The following is a 14627-nucleotide window of genomic DNA, read 5'->3' as shown; positions in this document are numbered from 1 at the left end:
GGGTTCGAATCCCTCCCTCACCGCTGAAAACGATATCAAAACGTCTTAAAACCCTCTAAATCGTTGATTTAGAGGGTTTTTTGTTTCTACTACTATCCCAAACTATTCAAGGATTATCAAAAAAAAGGAGAGTAATTCGGTGAGTACCTTCATTCATATGGAGTACTCACCAGAAGTGCCTTAGGATACTGATAATCAAGGAGTTCAAAATTTGAACATCTTGTTTTAAGAGTGCTGCAAATCGATATTTGTTAACTTCATAATTGCAGTAGTATGTTAGAAAAAAGTTTCAGTATTCTGATTTATCTCAAAAAACCAAAGTATTACCAAACTGGAGATCCTTACCAGGTTTACTTAAGAATCACCGTCGACGGGGAGCGCGCAGAATTCTCTCTCAAACGGACTTGGGATTTATCCAGGTGGAACAATCGCAGCGGCAGGGCATCTGGAACCAAGGAAGATGCAAAGTCAATAAATAGCTTTTTGGAAATCATGACGACCAAGGTCCATGATGCCCGGCGCCAGCTGATTGATGCGAATAAGGGCCTCAACGCAAATGCCATCAAAAATCAAATACTTGGCGTCGACGACCGGAAATATATCCTGCGTGAATTCAGGGCGCATAACGATCAGATCGCCGCGTTGGTGCCGGAAGAATATTCGGCTGGAACGCTTGACCTATACGAGCGGACCCTTCTGCATGTAAGCCGTTTTATTGAATGGAAATACAATGTCGAAGACATGGACATCCGCAAGCTGGATTATGAATTCATCAGCCAGTTCTCGTTTTGGCTCAAGTCTGAAAGAAAATGTCAGCACAATACCACTATCAAGTACCTGACTTATTTCAAGAAGATCGTTTTGTTGTGTGTTAAAAGGCGTTGGTTGCCCCAAGACCCTTTTGCTGAATTCAGTTTAGCCAAGAAAGAGAACGAGCGTCCTTATTTAACTGATGCAGAACTTAAGAAAATAGGAGGAAAGAGTTTTCCAACAGAAAGGTTATCGGTAGTGAGGGACATCTTTTTGTTCAGCTGTTATACAGGCCTAGCCTACGCGGATGTACTCAAGCTGAAACAGTCAGAGATTGTTCAAGGTTTTGACGGAGAGGAGTGGATCAGCACTTCGCGTCAGAAAACGACCACTGCTTCTAAAATTCCACTGTTACCGGCAGCACTGGCCATTGTGAGAAGATATGTGGATCATCCGGTATGTCAGTTGAAAGGTACAGTAATGCCCATTTTAAGTAACCAGAAAATGAATGCCTACTTGAAGGAGATTGCGGACACCTGTGGGATACATAAAAATTTGAGCTTTCATATTGCCCGGCATACGTTTGCGACTACCGTGACGCTGAGTAAAGGCGTTCCCATCGAGTCAGTTTCCAAAATGCTGGGACATAAAAATCTCAAACAAACACAACATTATGCCAAGATTTTAGATCTTAAAGTCAGTGGCGATATGCTGACCTTAAAAAAGAAACTTCAGTCAGAATTGTAATCTTTGGAGTACATTGTTAGGGAACTTTCAATTTCGCTGATTACTTTTAAAGGAAAGCCTGATAATGCATTTACCAACTATCAGTACCATCCTTGCCGAAAGATTGCAAATCACGTGAAGCACCAAGACCTCGAAAGTTCTCTACCATTACTGGAAAGCATAACAAACTATGCGATCCTTACAGGCATTACCCCAATTACAGTTTTTTCTACCACTTTTACAGGATTAACGTCAAAATGGATTTAATTCTATATTATTGTCCATGAGGTGAATATCTCAAATTGTGATAAGGTTTAGGTTGAACATCCCTGGGGGCGATCCCTGGGGGTTTTTAACGGAATAGACTCTATCCGGACCAGTTGATCCCAGGTTTATTACCGTCAGCTTGTGTGGGTACGCATATTGATAGCAAGGGAGTGTTCACCTTGCAGAACTTCCGCTATAGAAGGACGGCTTGTAGCGTACCGGTAGATATGCGGATAGTTCCGAAGATTAAAAATTGCGTTTTATCTATGATTTTACCCGAACGGTCTATTATCAATCGGTTTATCAATTAAAATATTCATTTTGCACTACCTAGCGACTGGCATGTTTGCGAGTAAATTGTTCGCCTCACATAAAATGTAAGGTTATATTTTTTTAAAATTATCCTTCGTATATACCTCAAGGTGTGCCGACCAGAGCCAAATACGTTGAACTAAGCATCGAATCATATCAAAGCTAGCGTCCTTCAATTTTAAACCCATTAGTAAAAATTTGATACGCGAATGGAAAAGACCAAACCCAATTTTAACAGGCGTGCCTTCCTGAAAGCATCTGCGCTTGCCGGAGGCGGGCTCATGCTGCAGTTTAGCGCAGTGGCGAAATTAGCGCTTCCCGCAAAGAGCGCGGAGGCTGACACTGCTGTCCAGTGGAACGAAATCAACGGTTACATTCAGATCACGGCAGATAACAGGGTCAAGCTCGTTTGCCCTAATCCTGAGTTCGGACAAAACGTGATGACCTCGCTTCCCATGATGGTTGCTGAGGAACTCGATGTCGACTGGACCAAGGTGGTGGTGGAAATGGGACCGCACGATAACAAGAAATTAGGACCACAGTTCACCGGTGGGAGCAATTCCATGCGGATGTACTGGAAGCCGCTTCGGGAAGCGGGTGCTGCTGCCCGAAATATGTTGTTGCAGGCATCCGCCCAAACCTGGAGTGTTCCGTTGGAGGAGCTTAGTACGAAAGCCGGTGTGATTTACCACGAAAAAAGCGGTAAGACAGGCAAGTATGGTGACTTTGCCGCCAAGGCAGCTATGGTTCCGGTACCGAAGGGTATTAAGTTGAAAGATGTCAAAAGTTTTAAGGTGGTCCGACACTCCCAAAAAAACGTGGAAGGGTCCAAAATTGTCTCTGGCAAACCCCTTTTCGGATTAGATTATAAAAAGGAAGGTATGCTGATTGCCATGATTCAGGCTCCGCCCGCCTTTGGTATGACCTTTAAATCTTTTGATGCTGCTCAGGCTTTGAAGATGCCGGGCATCACGGCTGTTTTTGCGATCAAATTATACGAGGATGGGTTTGAGCAGGGCGGCTTTGACACGCGGTCGTTCAACGACCGGCTGGTTGTCGTCGGCAAAACGACCTGGGAGGTCATGCAAGCCCGTAAGAAGCTGGTCGTTGACTGGATACCCGCCGGCGATACCAAAGATTATATGGCAGGCAGAGGCGGAAAAAGGGAGGTCATGGTTCCGGGAGAGCTGGAAAGCACCGCCGCCCAACTCGAGAAAATGAAGGCCTACGCCAATAAACCGGCACAGCTGTTAAGAAAGGACGGCGATCCGGAAACGGCCTTTAAGAACGCAGCTCAAATCCTTGAACGCACTTACAACGCACCTTTCCTGGCTCATAACTGTATGGAGCCGATGAATTTCTTCGCACACGTTACCGACGAAAAGGCTTTGGTGGCTGGTCCGCTGCAGGCACCAGGCTGGACAGAACCGACGCTCGCAAAAATACTGAAGCTCCCTGCTGAGCAGATCGAAATTCAAATGACCCGCATGGGTGGCGGTTTTGGCCGCCGGGCTTACGGGCAATATGTGATCGAAGCCGCGCTGATTTCTAAACAGGTAAAAGCGCCGGTCAAATTGATCTACAGCCGCGAGGACGATACCAGCTATGGTATTTACCGACCGATGTACACGGCTACCTACCGGGCGGCTTTGGACGCCAATAAGAACCTGATTGCCTTTCATGTCAAAGGCGGCGGGATACCGGAACATGCCATTGCCGCCAACCGGTTTCCGGCCGGTGCCGTAGATCATTACCTCGCGGAAGGATGGGAAATTCCCTCAAATATTACGATTGGTGCCTTTCGGGCGCCCAAATCGAATTTTAATGCTGCGGCAGAACAGTCCTTTCTGGATGAGCTGGCCGAAGCGATGGGTAAAGACCCCATTGACTTCCGGCTGGAACTGCTGAAAAGGGCAAAGGATTACCCTGTGGGTAAAAACAATGAATATGATGCCGACCGTTACGCCGGCGTGTTGAAGCTGGTGAAAGAAAAATCCGGATGGAACGGCCCGGAACAGAAAAAGTACAGCCGCGGTGTAGCAGCTTACTTCTGTCATAATTCTTACGCGGCACACGTCGTGGATATGACGCTCAGAAATGGACAACCTTATGTGGAAAGAGTATTCAGCGCTATTGACTGCGGCATCGTGATCAACCCCGATGCGGCCAAAAATATGGTCCAGGGCGCTGTTGTTGACGGTATCGGCAATTCCCTGTACGGCGGACTGACGCATAAGAACGGCGCCGTGGAGCAAACCAATTTCCATTCCTACCGGATCATCCGGATGCACGAGGCACCCAAAAAAGTTGATGTACACTTTGTACAGAATGATATCGACCCTACGGGCCTGGGTGAGCCGCCCTTTCCGCCCGTATTCGGTGCGGTGGCCAGCGCCCTCTATAAAGCCACTGGAAAGCGTTATTACCAGCAGCCATTCAGCTTACCGCAACCGGAGGTACCTGTTGTTTAATCCAAGATTCGTTTCAACTTCAATTGTAAAGTGATGATAACCGTAAATATCAACCAAAAAACTTACCATGTAGATGCAGATCCGGATACGCCCCTGCTGTGGGTACTACGGGACCATATAGGTTTGGTAGGAACTAAATTCGGCTGCGGCGTGGCACAATGTGGGGCCTGCGTCGTGCATCTGGATGGCGAGGCGGTTCGTTCCTGCGTGACTAAACTCAGGCGTGCCGAAGGGAAAAAAGTCGTAACGATCGAGGGCCTTTCGCCAGCAAACAACCATCCGCTGCAGAAAGCCTGGCTCGAACTGGACGTGTCCCAATGCGGCTACTGTCAGGCTGGTCAGATCATGTCCGCTGCCGTGCTGCTGAAAGCAAACAAAAATCCTACCGACCAGGATATCAACGATGCCATGGCCGGTAATATTTGCCGCTGCGGAACTTATCTGCGCATTCGTGAGGCCATTCATTTAGCTGCGCAACTGCAAAAAAAGGAAGGGTCAGGCAAATGAAAAAAAGCACATTTGTTGTACTCGGTATGTTATTGATCATGCTGGGAATGATGGCCTTTAGTTTGAATGGCCCGAGGGCAAAGGTTCCCGTTTATCTTGTTAAAAAAGACAGTGCAGCCTCCGTAGCCGCATTCAAGCAGGTCTATACCGTGTTGATGAGTCCTCGGTGTATGAATTGCCATCCTTCCGGAAATGTTCCTCTGCAAGGGGATGACAGCCATCCGCATACGATGCTACCGAAAAGGGGCGTGGACGGAAAAGGGGTGTATGCCATGAAGTGCATGAACTGCCACCAGCCGACCAACACGCCTGGTTTGCATATGCCGCCGGGAAACCCGAAATGGCACCTGCCGCCGGCAAATATGAAAATGGTTTTTCAGGGTAGGACGGCCCCTCAGCTGGCTAAACAACTGATCGACCCTAAACAAAACGGGAACAAGGATCTGCAAAAGCTGATTGCGCATGCGGATGACGAGCTGGTGCTGGCCGGCTGGAATCCGGGTGAAGGCCGTACACTTCCTCCCATGAGCCATGCTGCTTTTAAGAAAGCCTGGACCACTTGGCTAACAACGGGCGCATTTGCACCCAGTGGAAAATAAAGCCGTGTAAACGAGTATGCGGATAGCTTCAACGGGTTATCCGCATACTCGCGTGCACGGCTCTCCCCGGTGCCGGGAACGTTCATTTCCCTTCCCATTATCCAGAAAACTCACCTCTTGACATCTGGTGTTACTGCCGCTATTCCACGCTGCAGTTTGGTAGCTATGTGAGCTGCCCATAAGTTCCCTTCCCGTCAGGTCATTGCTGTATCCTGTTGTGCCAAGCCCCAGGCGTCATTTACCAAAGTATCTATAGACATCTCAGAATAAGGCTTAGGATAGGCAGTTGTAAATCAACTCACCCGTAAAAATGGTAATAAAAACCGTAATCTGTCTACGCGTCAACCCCTTTTCAGGCTTGAACTTTGTATATCCATTCCCACCACATGCGTTTTTATCACGAACAGGTATGGTGCAATACATTTAGAAAAATATATATGACGACAATTAACAAAACGTGGCTGATTACAGGATGTTCCAGCGGACTCGGCCGTGCGCAGGCAGAAGAAGTGCTGAAAAAAGGATATAACGCCGTAATCACCTCACGGAAAGTTCAGGACGTGCAAAGTCTGGCAGACCAGTACCCCGAAACCGCTTTGGCGCTTGCGCTGGATATTACCGATCAGGAACAGATCACTACCGTGATTCAACAGGCAGAAGCCCGGTTTGGGCGCATCGATGTCCTGATGAACAATGCGGGCTACGGTTACCGCGCGGCGGTAGAAGAGGGCGACGACGAAGATGTCCGCAACTTGTTTGATACCCTGTTTTTCGGCACGGTCAACATGATCAAAAGCGTTTTACCCGGTATGCGGAGCCGGAAGTCCGGAACCATTCTGGTGGTTTCTTCCATCGGCGGACGCTTTTCGCAGCCGGCCTCCGGTTATTATTCTGCCGCCAAATTTGCTTTGGAAGGAATGTCTGATGCACTCCGAAAAGAGGTGGCGCCATTGGGTATCCGCACCATCGTGATCGAGCCGGGTGCTTTCCGGACTGACTTTGCCGGCCGCTCACTTCAGGGTGCCAAAACAGAAATTGCAGATTATGCGGAGACGGTCGGTCCAAGACGTAAGGAGAATGATAAAAGTCATGGTACGCAGCCAGGGGATCCGCAGAAAGCTGCACGGACCATCATCGAAATCACCGAAAGTGAAAAGATTCCGTTCCGGCTATTGCTGGGCAGCGATGCTATTCAAACGATTACGAAGGAACTTGATGCCCAAAAGCAGGAGCTTGAAGACTGGAAAGGCGTTAGTCTGACCACTGATTATGAACAATAATAGTAAGAGGAGCAATGCTGCCGATAGCGCGGCAGAGCCGATCACATTTCGTTTACTAGCCATATGAATATACTCATTTTAGGAGCGGCCGGGCAGATTGCCCGGGTGCTGACCACTGATCTGCTGTCCCAAACAGATCACCGACTGATCTTATATGCCCGGAACGCCCGGCAAAGGCTGCAGGAAGAAAATACCGATCGAATCAGTATTGTTGAAGGTGACTTCAAGGACCCTAACCGACTTTCCCAGGCCATGCAGGGCGTGGATCTGGTTTATGTCAATGCCATGAGCGATACAGACGGTCTGCGGACGATTTTAGAGACCATGAATAAGCATCGAGTCAAACGGCTGATCGGTGTGTCTATCCTGGGCATTTATGATGAGGTGCCGGGTGCTTTTGGCGCCTGGAACAAACGTATGGTCGGTAGCCAAAGGATTCAGCTTCAGGCCGAAAATGCGAAATTGGTGGAAGATTCCGGGCTAGAATACACCATCCTGCGGCTCACTTGGCTTTATAACCAGCGCAATAACCGAAACTACACCCTTACGCAAAAAGGTGAACCGTTTCACGGCGCGCAGGTGAGCCGGGAGGCCGTTGCCCGTTTAATTGTAGATATCATTAATGAACCGACCGGTAAGTTAAGCAAGACCAGTCTTGGCGTCAGCGAACCGGGTACGGACTGGGACAAGCCATCGTTTTATTAAAGCGCCTCTGCCGCGCAGGAGACTGGCGCGTGGCGCACCTCCTGCGGTTGCGCTTGGCAGAGGGCAATTCTGCACGTGAACTAGCTAATAGGCTTCCGGCGAATCACGCTGCTGCAACCGGTAGAGTGCTTTTCTACCGGTTGCATAGCAGCTGGCCTGAGCGAAGCTGTTTTGTTGGGAGGCTGTCTTCAAGGCGACTTTGCACAGGTTCGTGGAATGATGGTTACGGTAGCGTTTTCTCTCAGTTTCATCTTTTGCTAAACGGGTTCTTTGTCAAGCGCGAGCGTGAAACGAATTCCGGCGAGGGGCGGATACAGCAATTCAAGCAAGCTTGTCAGTTCGTCTGTGTTGGTGATCCACTGTAAGTTCAGGGTTTGTGCGGCTATCAATCCGGTGAGATTTCCGCAGCCGATGATCCAGATGTTCATATTCGTTTTGGTTGTTCTTTATCGGTCAGCCGTTTAAGCCATTGCCGCAATCAACCACCGATGGTGATCATACTCCGGTTTTTCAGCAGGCCGGCATCCAACTGTTCGAAGTGCTGGTCTAACTGACCTCCAAGCGCTTCTTTTTTCTGCCTGATACAGGACTCAATTAAAGGGAGCACATCTTCCCCGGCACGAAGGGCTTGCAGAAGATCGGTTTCCCCGGTGGAGAAAAGGCAGTTTTTGAGCTTTCCATCGGCGGTTAACCGCATTCGGTTGCAAGTGCTGCAGAAAGGGGCCGTCATCGTACCGATGATCGCAAAAGAACCTTGATGGCCCGGAACTTCAAATCTGCGAGCCGTTTCATTGAGCCGGGGTTCAATGCTCCGGTAAGTGTACGCCCTGCCGATTGACCCGAGGATTTCCTGGTGGGAAAATACCCGGTCGCTCCGCCACCGGTTGTCACTGAACGGCATAAATTCGATGAACCTGATCTCTACAGGCGTCAGCTTGGTCCAGGCGATAAAATCGTTGATCTCCGCCTCATTGAACCCTTTCATGACGACGGTGTTGATCTTTACGGCAATACCTTGGTCTAATAACAGGTCAATATTCTCCCGCACCCGTTTGTAAACTTTGCTGCGGGTCGCCAGTAAGAATTTTTCTTCCTGCAGGGTATCCAGGCTAACGTTTATCGTCCTGATCCCGGCTTCTGCCAGCACCGGCATCATCTCGCGGATCCTGCTGCCGTTGGTCGTCATGACGAGTTCGACCGGTAGTTGACCCAATGCCGAAATAATCGCCGCGGCATCCTTCCGGACCAGCGGCTCTCCGCCAGTCAGCCTTATTTTTTTGACCCCGTGCGCGACAAATAATTTCGCCAGCGCGATGATCTCATCCGCTTGCATCAAGAGCGGTGCTGGTGTAAAATCGTAATGCTCATCCGGCATACAATAAAAACACCTGAAGTTGCAGTTGTCCGTCAGTGAAATCCGTAAGTAATCATGTATTCTGCCAAAAGAATCTTGTATCATCATCAGTGCGTTAAAGCCAGAAGTGAGGGGTAATCCATGCCGGATGAGTCATTCGCTATCCCTCACCGATTGAAGCCCGTTTATTTGTTGTTCAGCAACCATTGGTAGTCGTCGTCGGTGTCGATGTCCAGCTCAGCATCCAGGTAAGGCACTACGCGCATATCATCCGGATGTGTCCGCATGAGTTGCCTCGCACCTTCGTCTCCAACAAGAGCGATCAGCTCTGGATAGTACTTCACGCTGAATACTGCAGGGACGCCCGCAATGCCGTTATAACCCGTGGCAACGATGCCACGCCCGGATGTACCGGCCGTTTGAATTAACTGCTCCAGAAAAGAAGGAGCAATCAATGGCTGATCACAGACCATAAACAGGATATGGGTGACAACCGGATAATGAACCACCAGGTGCGAAACTGCCGTCCGGATGGAGTAGGCCATTCCTTCAGACCACCTGGCATTAAACAGAATTTCGACCGGTAAATCCTGGATGGTGTCTTCGATGCGTTCCCGGCTTGCGCCCAGGACGACAAGAACGTGATCCGAAACCCCGCCCGCAGCAAAGATGGCATGCTGCAATAAAGTCTTTTCTTTAAACCGGAGGTTCTGTTTGGGCTGTCCCAGCCGTCTGGAAGGTCCTGCAGCCAATATGACGGTGCTTAATTTCATAGGGATTCGATGTTGGTGTATTCCTTATCAGTCAGGTAACGGTCGTGAACATGTGCTTTGTTTGCCAACGGAGCGCCGTCGCGCTGGTTCAAAACACACTGTATCTCCGAAACAATGGACAGGGCGATCTCTTCCGCACTCTCTGAGCCGATATCCAATCCTGCCGGGCCATGAATGTTGGTCCGGTCGGCAGAAGGGGCATCCGCACCGTAGCATTCGGCGAGCATACGTATGAGCCGGGACTTTGGCCCGAGAACGCCGATGTAAGGCAATGGCAAAGTAAGCAGTTGACCCAGCAGCGACAGGTCATAATTATAATTATGTGTCATCAGCACGAAGACCGTTCGCCTATCTGTCATCAGCTGTACCAGAAGCTCATCGGGCCGGGCCACGATGCGCCTGTCCGCCCAGGGAAAGCGTTCGGCGGTATTATAATTGGCCCGGCCGTCGGCAAGCGTTACTTCCCATCCTAGCACTTTAGCGATCTGCACCAGTGGAACGGCGTCGTTCCCTGCGCCGGCGATCACCAGCGAGATGGCCGGTTGCAGAAGTTCAATCAGACAGGTGTAGCCGTTCTCATACCGGTAGGTTCTGGCTGGCTGGGCAGGCTGCTGCAGCACCTTTAGGGCGTCGTGTACGACAGCCTCGGCGACCTCCTGACGCAACAGGGTTCCGATACTCCGGCCGTCGCGGTCAATGAGCATGCAGGTGCCGTACTGGTTTTGGTGACGGTCTTCCATGTTGAAAATCGTGATCAGGACCACCGCCTCGCGTTTGCTCAGCAGCGTTTTGAACAGCACAATCGGGTTTAAAGCGAAACCGGCATCGATTGGCTCTATCAGGATCTGTATAATGCCGTTACAACCGAGTCCTACACCAAGCTTTGCATCATCTTCGTCGGTAGTGTCATAGGTAACCAGCACGGCCTTCCGTTGCGCCATAGCCAGACGGGCTTTCCTGAGCGCGTCTCCTTCGAGGCAGCCGCCGCTGATGGCCCCCGTCAATTGTCCATCCTCGGTCACCAGCATACGGGCGCCCGCCCGCCGGTAGGACGAGCCCTCTACGTGAACGACGGTAGCCAGCGCCGTCTGTTTGCCGGCGCGCTGTGCGCGGTCATACGCTGTAGTGATTTCCTTTAATTCTTTCATGATTCCTGTTCCAATTGCTAACTTGTCAAACGCAGCTTTCCGGCACGCTTACCTCTCCGGTCAACAACCCCATCGGTCAATGCCGCCGAACACGCGGGCCGTGCCGGGTACTTCATGTGATCGAATCGGCGCTGAACATCTGCGCGGTTTTCCGGGCGGGGTGAATCGCCACCGGCTTTTCCTTTACCAGAGGGTCTAGCCGCCTTTTTTTGACCGGACCTCAAATCTGGACCTTTTTTCGGAAGCCCTGCGCTTGCAGGGTAGAAACGAAACCCGTGGAAAGCTTTCCGTTGCTTGCCGGAACGCTTGTGCCCTCAGGCGGATCACCCGTTACCTTATCACAATCAGTATCTTTATGCTGATGGGCAAACCATTTAGGTGAGCCCTGGCCTGGTCTTAATTCAGCGACCGGAATTCAAGCGGGGTATGACCAACCCGCTTTTTGAATAACCTGACGAAGTGCTGCGGGTATTTGTAACCCAGTTCCAAGGCAATCTGGTTCACCGTCTTGCTGCCGTCATATATCTTTTCTTTAGCCATGTCAATGAGCTTGTCCTGAATATATTCCTGCGCCGTTCTGCCGGTTTCCTTTTTGACCAGGTCACCAAAATAATTCGGCGATAAATAAAGCTGTTCCGCGCAATAGGCCACCGATGGCAAGCCAACCGTTTGCGGTTTTTCCGAAGCAAAGAAGTCGTTCAGTAACCGCTCGAATCTTTCGATGATACCCTGATGCACATGATCCCGGGTGATAAATTGCCGGTCATAAAAGCGTGTGCTGTAGTCCAGGAAAAGTTCAATATTCGACACGATCAACCTTTTACTGTGTTTATCCACCCCGCGCTCCAGCTCGTAATCTATCTTGGAGAAGCAATCCAGCACAATGCCTCTTTCACGTTCCGACAAGTGTAAAGCCTCACTCGACTGGTAACCGAAAAAGGTGTAATCCTGAATATGACGGCCCAAAGAAGTCCCGTGTATCAGGTCCGGGTGGAACACCAGCACCTTACCTTTAGGCTGGTACGTTTCCCCATTGCTGTTGACGCCTGCCACCTGGCCCGGTGCCATAAAAACTAAAGTGCCTTCCTGGTAATCGTAAGTGTTCCTGCCATAAACAAGGTCCCCGCATTTCACTTCCTTCAAAAAAACAATGTAAAATCCGAAATACATGCGTGATCCCGTTCTGGGACTGGCTTTTGACAGATCGACCACACTCACCAGTGGGTGTTTCGTCTCGTTATTATTGAAGCTGTTATATTCGCTAATGGTATTGAACCGTCTGATCTCATCCATGTTAATCCGTTTTAAATAATCGAATTTAATTTATTATTGGCCTGATCACCATTGCTTTTCCTAAAATCAGTAATAATGGTAATAATACCCGTAATCTGTATCATATCGTTCCGAGCAAAAGATTTGACTTTTGTACCGTGTGCTCCGATGCCATTTATTGTTGTTCCTTCTGGATAAATAACCAGTTGATCAAACGCTACTGCGCTAACCTTGGACCACCTTTTGAATTCCCGTTACGTGATACCCATGTGCGAAGTGGTAGGATGTCACTGCTGGGAACCAGGGAGGGTGGTCCGGCCTGTGCGCCATTGCAATAGTCAAAGGAAAACATAATTCATTCGCTTTCACATTTTTATAGACCGTTAAGGGAATATTCTCGACGGTCAGTGGTTTTTTCCCGACGGTGAAGGGCATGACGGTCCGGTAGATGGTAAAGACGCGTTCATCTATGATTTCACTGCAACCGTCTATTGGTGAAAGCCGTCTCCGCAAAAAAGGCGCATTTTGCAATGGTTCATAGCTGAGGGTTTTGTGATTACCCTTTATCAATGCGCTTTGCCGGAATGCAAAGCGCATTTTAACAGGAACTGTTTTGTCAATGAATACTAAAAAAAACGTTCTCAAGGCTTTATTTTCCATCGACTTCGTCGTCATGATCGCCCTGTTCGCCCTGCTGATTATGCAACTGGCGAAGGCAGACGATATGCCGCGGGAGTTCTGGATGAAGCAAATTGCAGAAAACGCCCTGTTTGCCGGCCTGTATTTTGCGAATATGCATGTATTCTATCCCAAACTCGCCAACCGGTTTTGGGGGCTTCCGTACCTGCTCGTCCTGATCCTGGTCATCTACTTCCTCGTCATAGCCAATCTTTGGTTCGCTGAATTTATTGGTGTAGATGCTGCTTTTATCAAGCGCTTTTCTACCCCGGGTCATCCTTATCGTCCCAACCATCATTTTACAGCAACCTGGATCGTAGTACTCTCGATCATGATTCTCGCCTTGAGCTATGTTTCGGTCGTTGCCAAAAGGCTCCAGAAAAATCAGTTGGCTTTCGAGATATCCGAGAAAGAAAGAGTGGGAGCGGAGTTGGCCTTCCTGAAGTCACAGATCAACCCTCACTTTTTCTTCAATATTCTGCATACCATCTATGCGCTGATGGACACCAACCCGGATTCGGCAAAAAGCTCCATTTATTCCCTCTCCCATATGATGCGGTATGTATTATATGAAACTAAAAATGAACAGACCTCTCTTCAGAAAGAGATAGAATTCATTGAAGATTACATCACTTTAATGAAGGTTCGCATCAACCGGGACGTTCAAATCATTTTTGACACACAGCCGGACCTTCCCGTCCTGTTGATTGCGCCGATGCTTTTTCTGCCATTTATAGAAAACGCTTTCAAGCACGGCATCAGTGCCGTAAACCCCAGCTATGTGTATATCGAATTGTCTGAAAAGGACGGCAGGCTGACGTTCGAGGTCCGGAACTCTCTGTTCAGTGGTTTGGCCAAACAGCTGGATGACGGTAATGGCATTGGGATTAGCAACACGCGGCGACGGTTAGACTTGATTTATCCGGGCAGATATGAATTGATCGCTGAACCTGATGATTTTGCAAAGGAATTCGTCGTTAAATTAACCTTGTATACTGATGAGCATTAATTGTATCGCCGTAGACGACGAGCCTGCCGCGCTGGACCTCGTTGTCTCCTACATCACGCAAACGTCCTACTTAAATTTGGTAGGCCGGTATAATAATGCGATTGCTGCGTTGGCAGAAATTCACCAGAATCCACAGCTGAACCTTGTCTTTCTGGACATCCGCATGGCGGATCTGAACGGTATCGAACTCGCCCGTATCATCGGTCAATCTGACAAGAAAAACAGCCTGCGTATCATTTTTACGACGGCCTATGACCAGTATGCGCTCGATGGGTTTAAAGTGGATGCCATGGACTATCTGGTAAAGCCTTTCAGCTTCGTCGATTTCTCCAGAGCAGCCGAGAAGGCAAAGAACTATTTTGCGATGTTTGAAAATAGCTTGCAGGCCGCTGGAATGGAAACCAAGCCAGCTCAGCAGGGCAGGCCCTATATTTACCTGAAGGTGGAGCATCAGTTGGTCAAAATAGATGTTGACGACATCCTGTACATCGAGGGCTTAAAGGACTATGTAAAGGTCTTTCTCAAATCAATGGATAAGCCTTTACTGACCCTGACCAGCCTCAAGCGGCTTCAGGAAAAGCTACCGCCCGAAATGTTTTTGCGTTTGCACCGCTCGTTCATCGTTGCTGCCGGCGCAATCAAATCAGCCACCAAAACATCCGTGCTGGTAGGCCAGACCACCATTGCCGTTAGCGAGCAATTCAAAGAAGATTTTAATAATTTTTTAAGTAAATGGGTGCTGTAGCGCAAGCTATTCGGCGTCCGGTCATCTGCAT

The 14627-nt window shown here is 49.2% G+C and carries 14 protein-coding genes; 8 read left to right on the top strand and 6 right to left on the bottom strand.

Going from position 1 to position 14627, the window contains the following annotated elements:
* Nucleotides 1–273: 273 nt before the first annotated feature.
* The 6 genes from GPM24_RS21820 to GPM24_RS21795 all read left to right on the top strand — a co-directional run bounded on the left by GPM24_RS21820 (nt 274) and on the right by GPM24_RS21795 (nt 7617).
* Nucleotides 274–1497 carry a site-specific integrase gene (locus GPM24_RS21820; protein ID WP_158829835.1) on the top strand — a complete coding sequence of 408 codons (1224 nt, stop codon included), beginning with the start codon at nt 274–276 and terminating at the stop codon, nt 1495–1497.
* A gap of 767 nt (nt 1498–2264) precedes the next feature.
* Complete coding sequence (locus tag GPM24_RS21815; protein WP_158829833.1) at nt 2265–4526, top strand: xanthine dehydrogenase family protein molybdopterin-binding subunit; 2262 nt, start codon at nt 2265–2267, stop codon at nt 4524–4526.
* 33 nt (nt 4527–4559) lie between these two features.
* Nucleotides 4560–5033 carry a (2Fe-2S)-binding protein gene (locus tag GPM24_RS21810; protein WP_158829831.1) on the top strand — a complete coding sequence of 158 codons (474 nt, stop codon included), beginning with the start codon at nt 4560–4562 and terminating at the stop codon, nt 5031–5033.
* Nucleotides 5030–5632 (top strand): hypothetical protein, encoded by a 603-nt coding sequence (locus tag GPM24_RS21805; RefSeq protein WP_158829829.1) that lies wholly within the window; start codon nt 5030–5032, stop codon nt 5630–5632. The genes GPM24_RS21810 and GPM24_RS21805 overlap by 4 nt, the downstream gene beginning before the upstream one ends.
* A 437-nt stretch (nt 5633–6069) precedes the next feature.
* Nucleotides 6070–6912, top strand: a complete 843-nt coding sequence (locus tag GPM24_RS21800) for an oxidoreductase (RefSeq protein ID WP_158829827.1) — start codon at nt 6070–6072, stop codon at nt 6910–6912.
* A gap of 63 nt (nt 6913–6975) precedes the next feature.
* Nucleotides 6976–7617, top strand: a complete 642-nt coding sequence (locus GPM24_RS21795; RefSeq protein WP_158829825.1) for an NAD(P)H-binding protein — start codon at nt 6976–6978, stop codon at nt 7615–7617.
* Nucleotides 7618–7874: 257 nt separating this feature from the next.
* On the opposite strand, the gene GPM24_RS21790 is transcribed toward GPM24_RS21795, so the two are convergent.
* The 6 genes from GPM24_RS21790 to GPM24_RS21765 all read right to left on the bottom strand — a co-directional run bounded on the left by GPM24_RS21790 (nt 7875) and on the right by GPM24_RS21765 (nt 12839).
* Nucleotides 7875–8045, bottom strand: a complete 171-nt coding sequence (locus GPM24_RS21790) for a hypothetical protein (protein ID WP_158829823.1) — start codon at nt 8043–8045, stop codon at nt 7875–7877.
* Nucleotides 8046–8095: 50 nt separating this feature from the next.
* Nucleotides 8096–9079: a GTP 3',8-cyclase MoaA gene (gene moaA / locus GPM24_RS21785; protein WP_233268934.1), complete on the bottom strand. Its 984-nt coding sequence runs from the start codon at nt 9077–9079 to the stop codon at nt 8096–8098.
* Nucleotides 9080–9156: 77 nt separating this feature from the next.
* A complete protein-coding gene (locus GPM24_RS21780; RefSeq protein WP_158829821.1) occupies nt 9157–9744 on the bottom strand; it encodes a nucleotidyltransferase family protein in 588 nt (195 codons plus the stop codon).
* Nucleotides 9741–10892: an XdhC family protein gene (locus GPM24_RS21775; protein ID WP_158829819.1), complete on the bottom strand. Its 1152-nt coding sequence runs from the start codon at nt 10890–10892 to the stop codon at nt 9741–9743. The genes GPM24_RS21780 and GPM24_RS21775 overlap by 4 nt, the downstream gene beginning before the upstream one ends.
* Before the next feature lie 396 nt (nt 10893–11288).
* Nucleotides 11289–12026 (bottom strand): helix-turn-helix domain-containing protein, encoded by a 738-nt coding sequence (locus GPM24_RS21770; RefSeq protein ID WP_369409723.1) that lies wholly within the window; start codon nt 12024–12026, stop codon nt 11289–11291.
* 363 nt (nt 12027–12389) lie between these two features.
* Complete coding sequence (locus GPM24_RS21765) at nt 12390–12839, bottom strand: hypothetical protein (RefSeq protein ID WP_158829815.1); 450 nt, start codon at nt 12837–12839, stop codon at nt 12390–12392.
* On the opposite strand from GPM24_RS21765, the gene GPM24_RS21760 reads away from it, so the two are divergent.
* Both GPM24_RS21760 and GPM24_RS21755 read left to right on the top strand, forming a co-directional pair.
* A complete protein-coding gene (locus GPM24_RS21760; protein WP_158829813.1) occupies nt 12838–13851 on the top strand; it encodes a sensor histidine kinase in 1014 nt (337 codons plus the stop codon). The two genes, GPM24_RS21765 and GPM24_RS21760, sit on opposite strands and share 2 nt — an antisense overlap.
* Nucleotides 13841–14596, top strand: a complete 756-nt coding sequence (locus GPM24_RS21755; protein WP_158829811.1) for a LytR/AlgR family response regulator transcription factor — start codon at nt 13841–13843, stop codon at nt 14594–14596. The genes GPM24_RS21760 and GPM24_RS21755 overlap by 11 nt, the downstream gene beginning before the upstream one ends.
* Nucleotides 14597–14627 lie beyond the last annotated feature (31 nt).

This window comes from Mucilaginibacter lacusdianchii (assembly GCF_009770985.1).
Classification (GTDB): domain Bacteria; phylum Bacteroidota; class Bacteroidia; order Sphingobacteriales; family Sphingobacteriaceae; genus Mucilaginibacter; species Mucilaginibacter lacusdianchii.
This window is presented reverse-complemented; position numbering and strand designations above follow the sequence as displayed.

Bases quoted from the DNA above. Each gene is read 5' to 3' on its own strand.
- GPM24_RS21820 (WP_158829835.1), top strand. From the start codon at position 274: ATGTTAGAAAAAAGTTTCAGTATTCTGATTTATCTCAAAAAACCAAAG.
- GPM24_RS21815 (WP_158829833.1), top strand. From the start codon at position 2,265: ATGGAAAAGACCAAACCCAATTTTAACAGGCGTGCCTTCCTGAAAGCA.
- GPM24_RS21810 (WP_158829831.1), top strand. From the start codon at position 4,560: ATGATAACCGTAAATATCAACCAAAAAACTTACCATGTAGATGCAGAT.
- GPM24_RS21805 (WP_158829829.1), top strand. From the start codon at position 5,030: ATGAAAAAAAGCACATTTGTTGTACTCGGTATGTTATTGATCATGCTG.
- GPM24_RS21800 (WP_158829827.1), top strand. From the start codon at position 6,070: ATGACGACAATTAACAAAACGTGGCTGATTACAGGATGTTCCAGCGGA.
- GPM24_RS21795 (WP_158829825.1), top strand. From the start codon at position 6,976: ATGAATATACTCATTTTAGGAGCGGCCGGGCAGATTGCCCGGGTGCTG.
- GPM24_RS21790 (WP_158829823.1), bottom strand. From the start codon at position 8,045: ATGAACATCTGGATCATCGGCTGCGGAAATCTCACCGGATTGATAGCC.
- moaA (WP_233268934.1), bottom strand. From the start codon at position 9,079: ATGATGATACAAGATTCTTTTGGCAGAATACATGATTACTTACGGATT.
- GPM24_RS21780 (WP_158829821.1), bottom strand. From the start codon at position 9,744: ATGAAATTAAGCACCGTCATATTGGCTGCAGGACCTTCCAGACGGCTG.
- GPM24_RS21775 (WP_158829819.1), bottom strand. From the start codon at position 10,892: ATGAAAGAATTAAAGGAAATCACTACAGCGTATGACCGCGCACAGCGC.
- GPM24_RS21760 (WP_158829813.1), top strand. From the start codon at position 12,838: ATGATCGCCCTGTTCGCCCTGCTGATTATGCAACTGGCGAAGGCAGAC.
- GPM24_RS21765 (WP_158829815.1), bottom strand. From the start codon at position 12,839: ATGACGACGAAGTCGATGGAAAATAAAGCCTTGAGAACGTTTTTTTTA.
- GPM24_RS21755 (WP_158829811.1), top strand. From the start codon at position 13,841: ATGAGCATTAATTGTATCGCCGTAGACGACGAGCCTGCCGCGCTGGAC.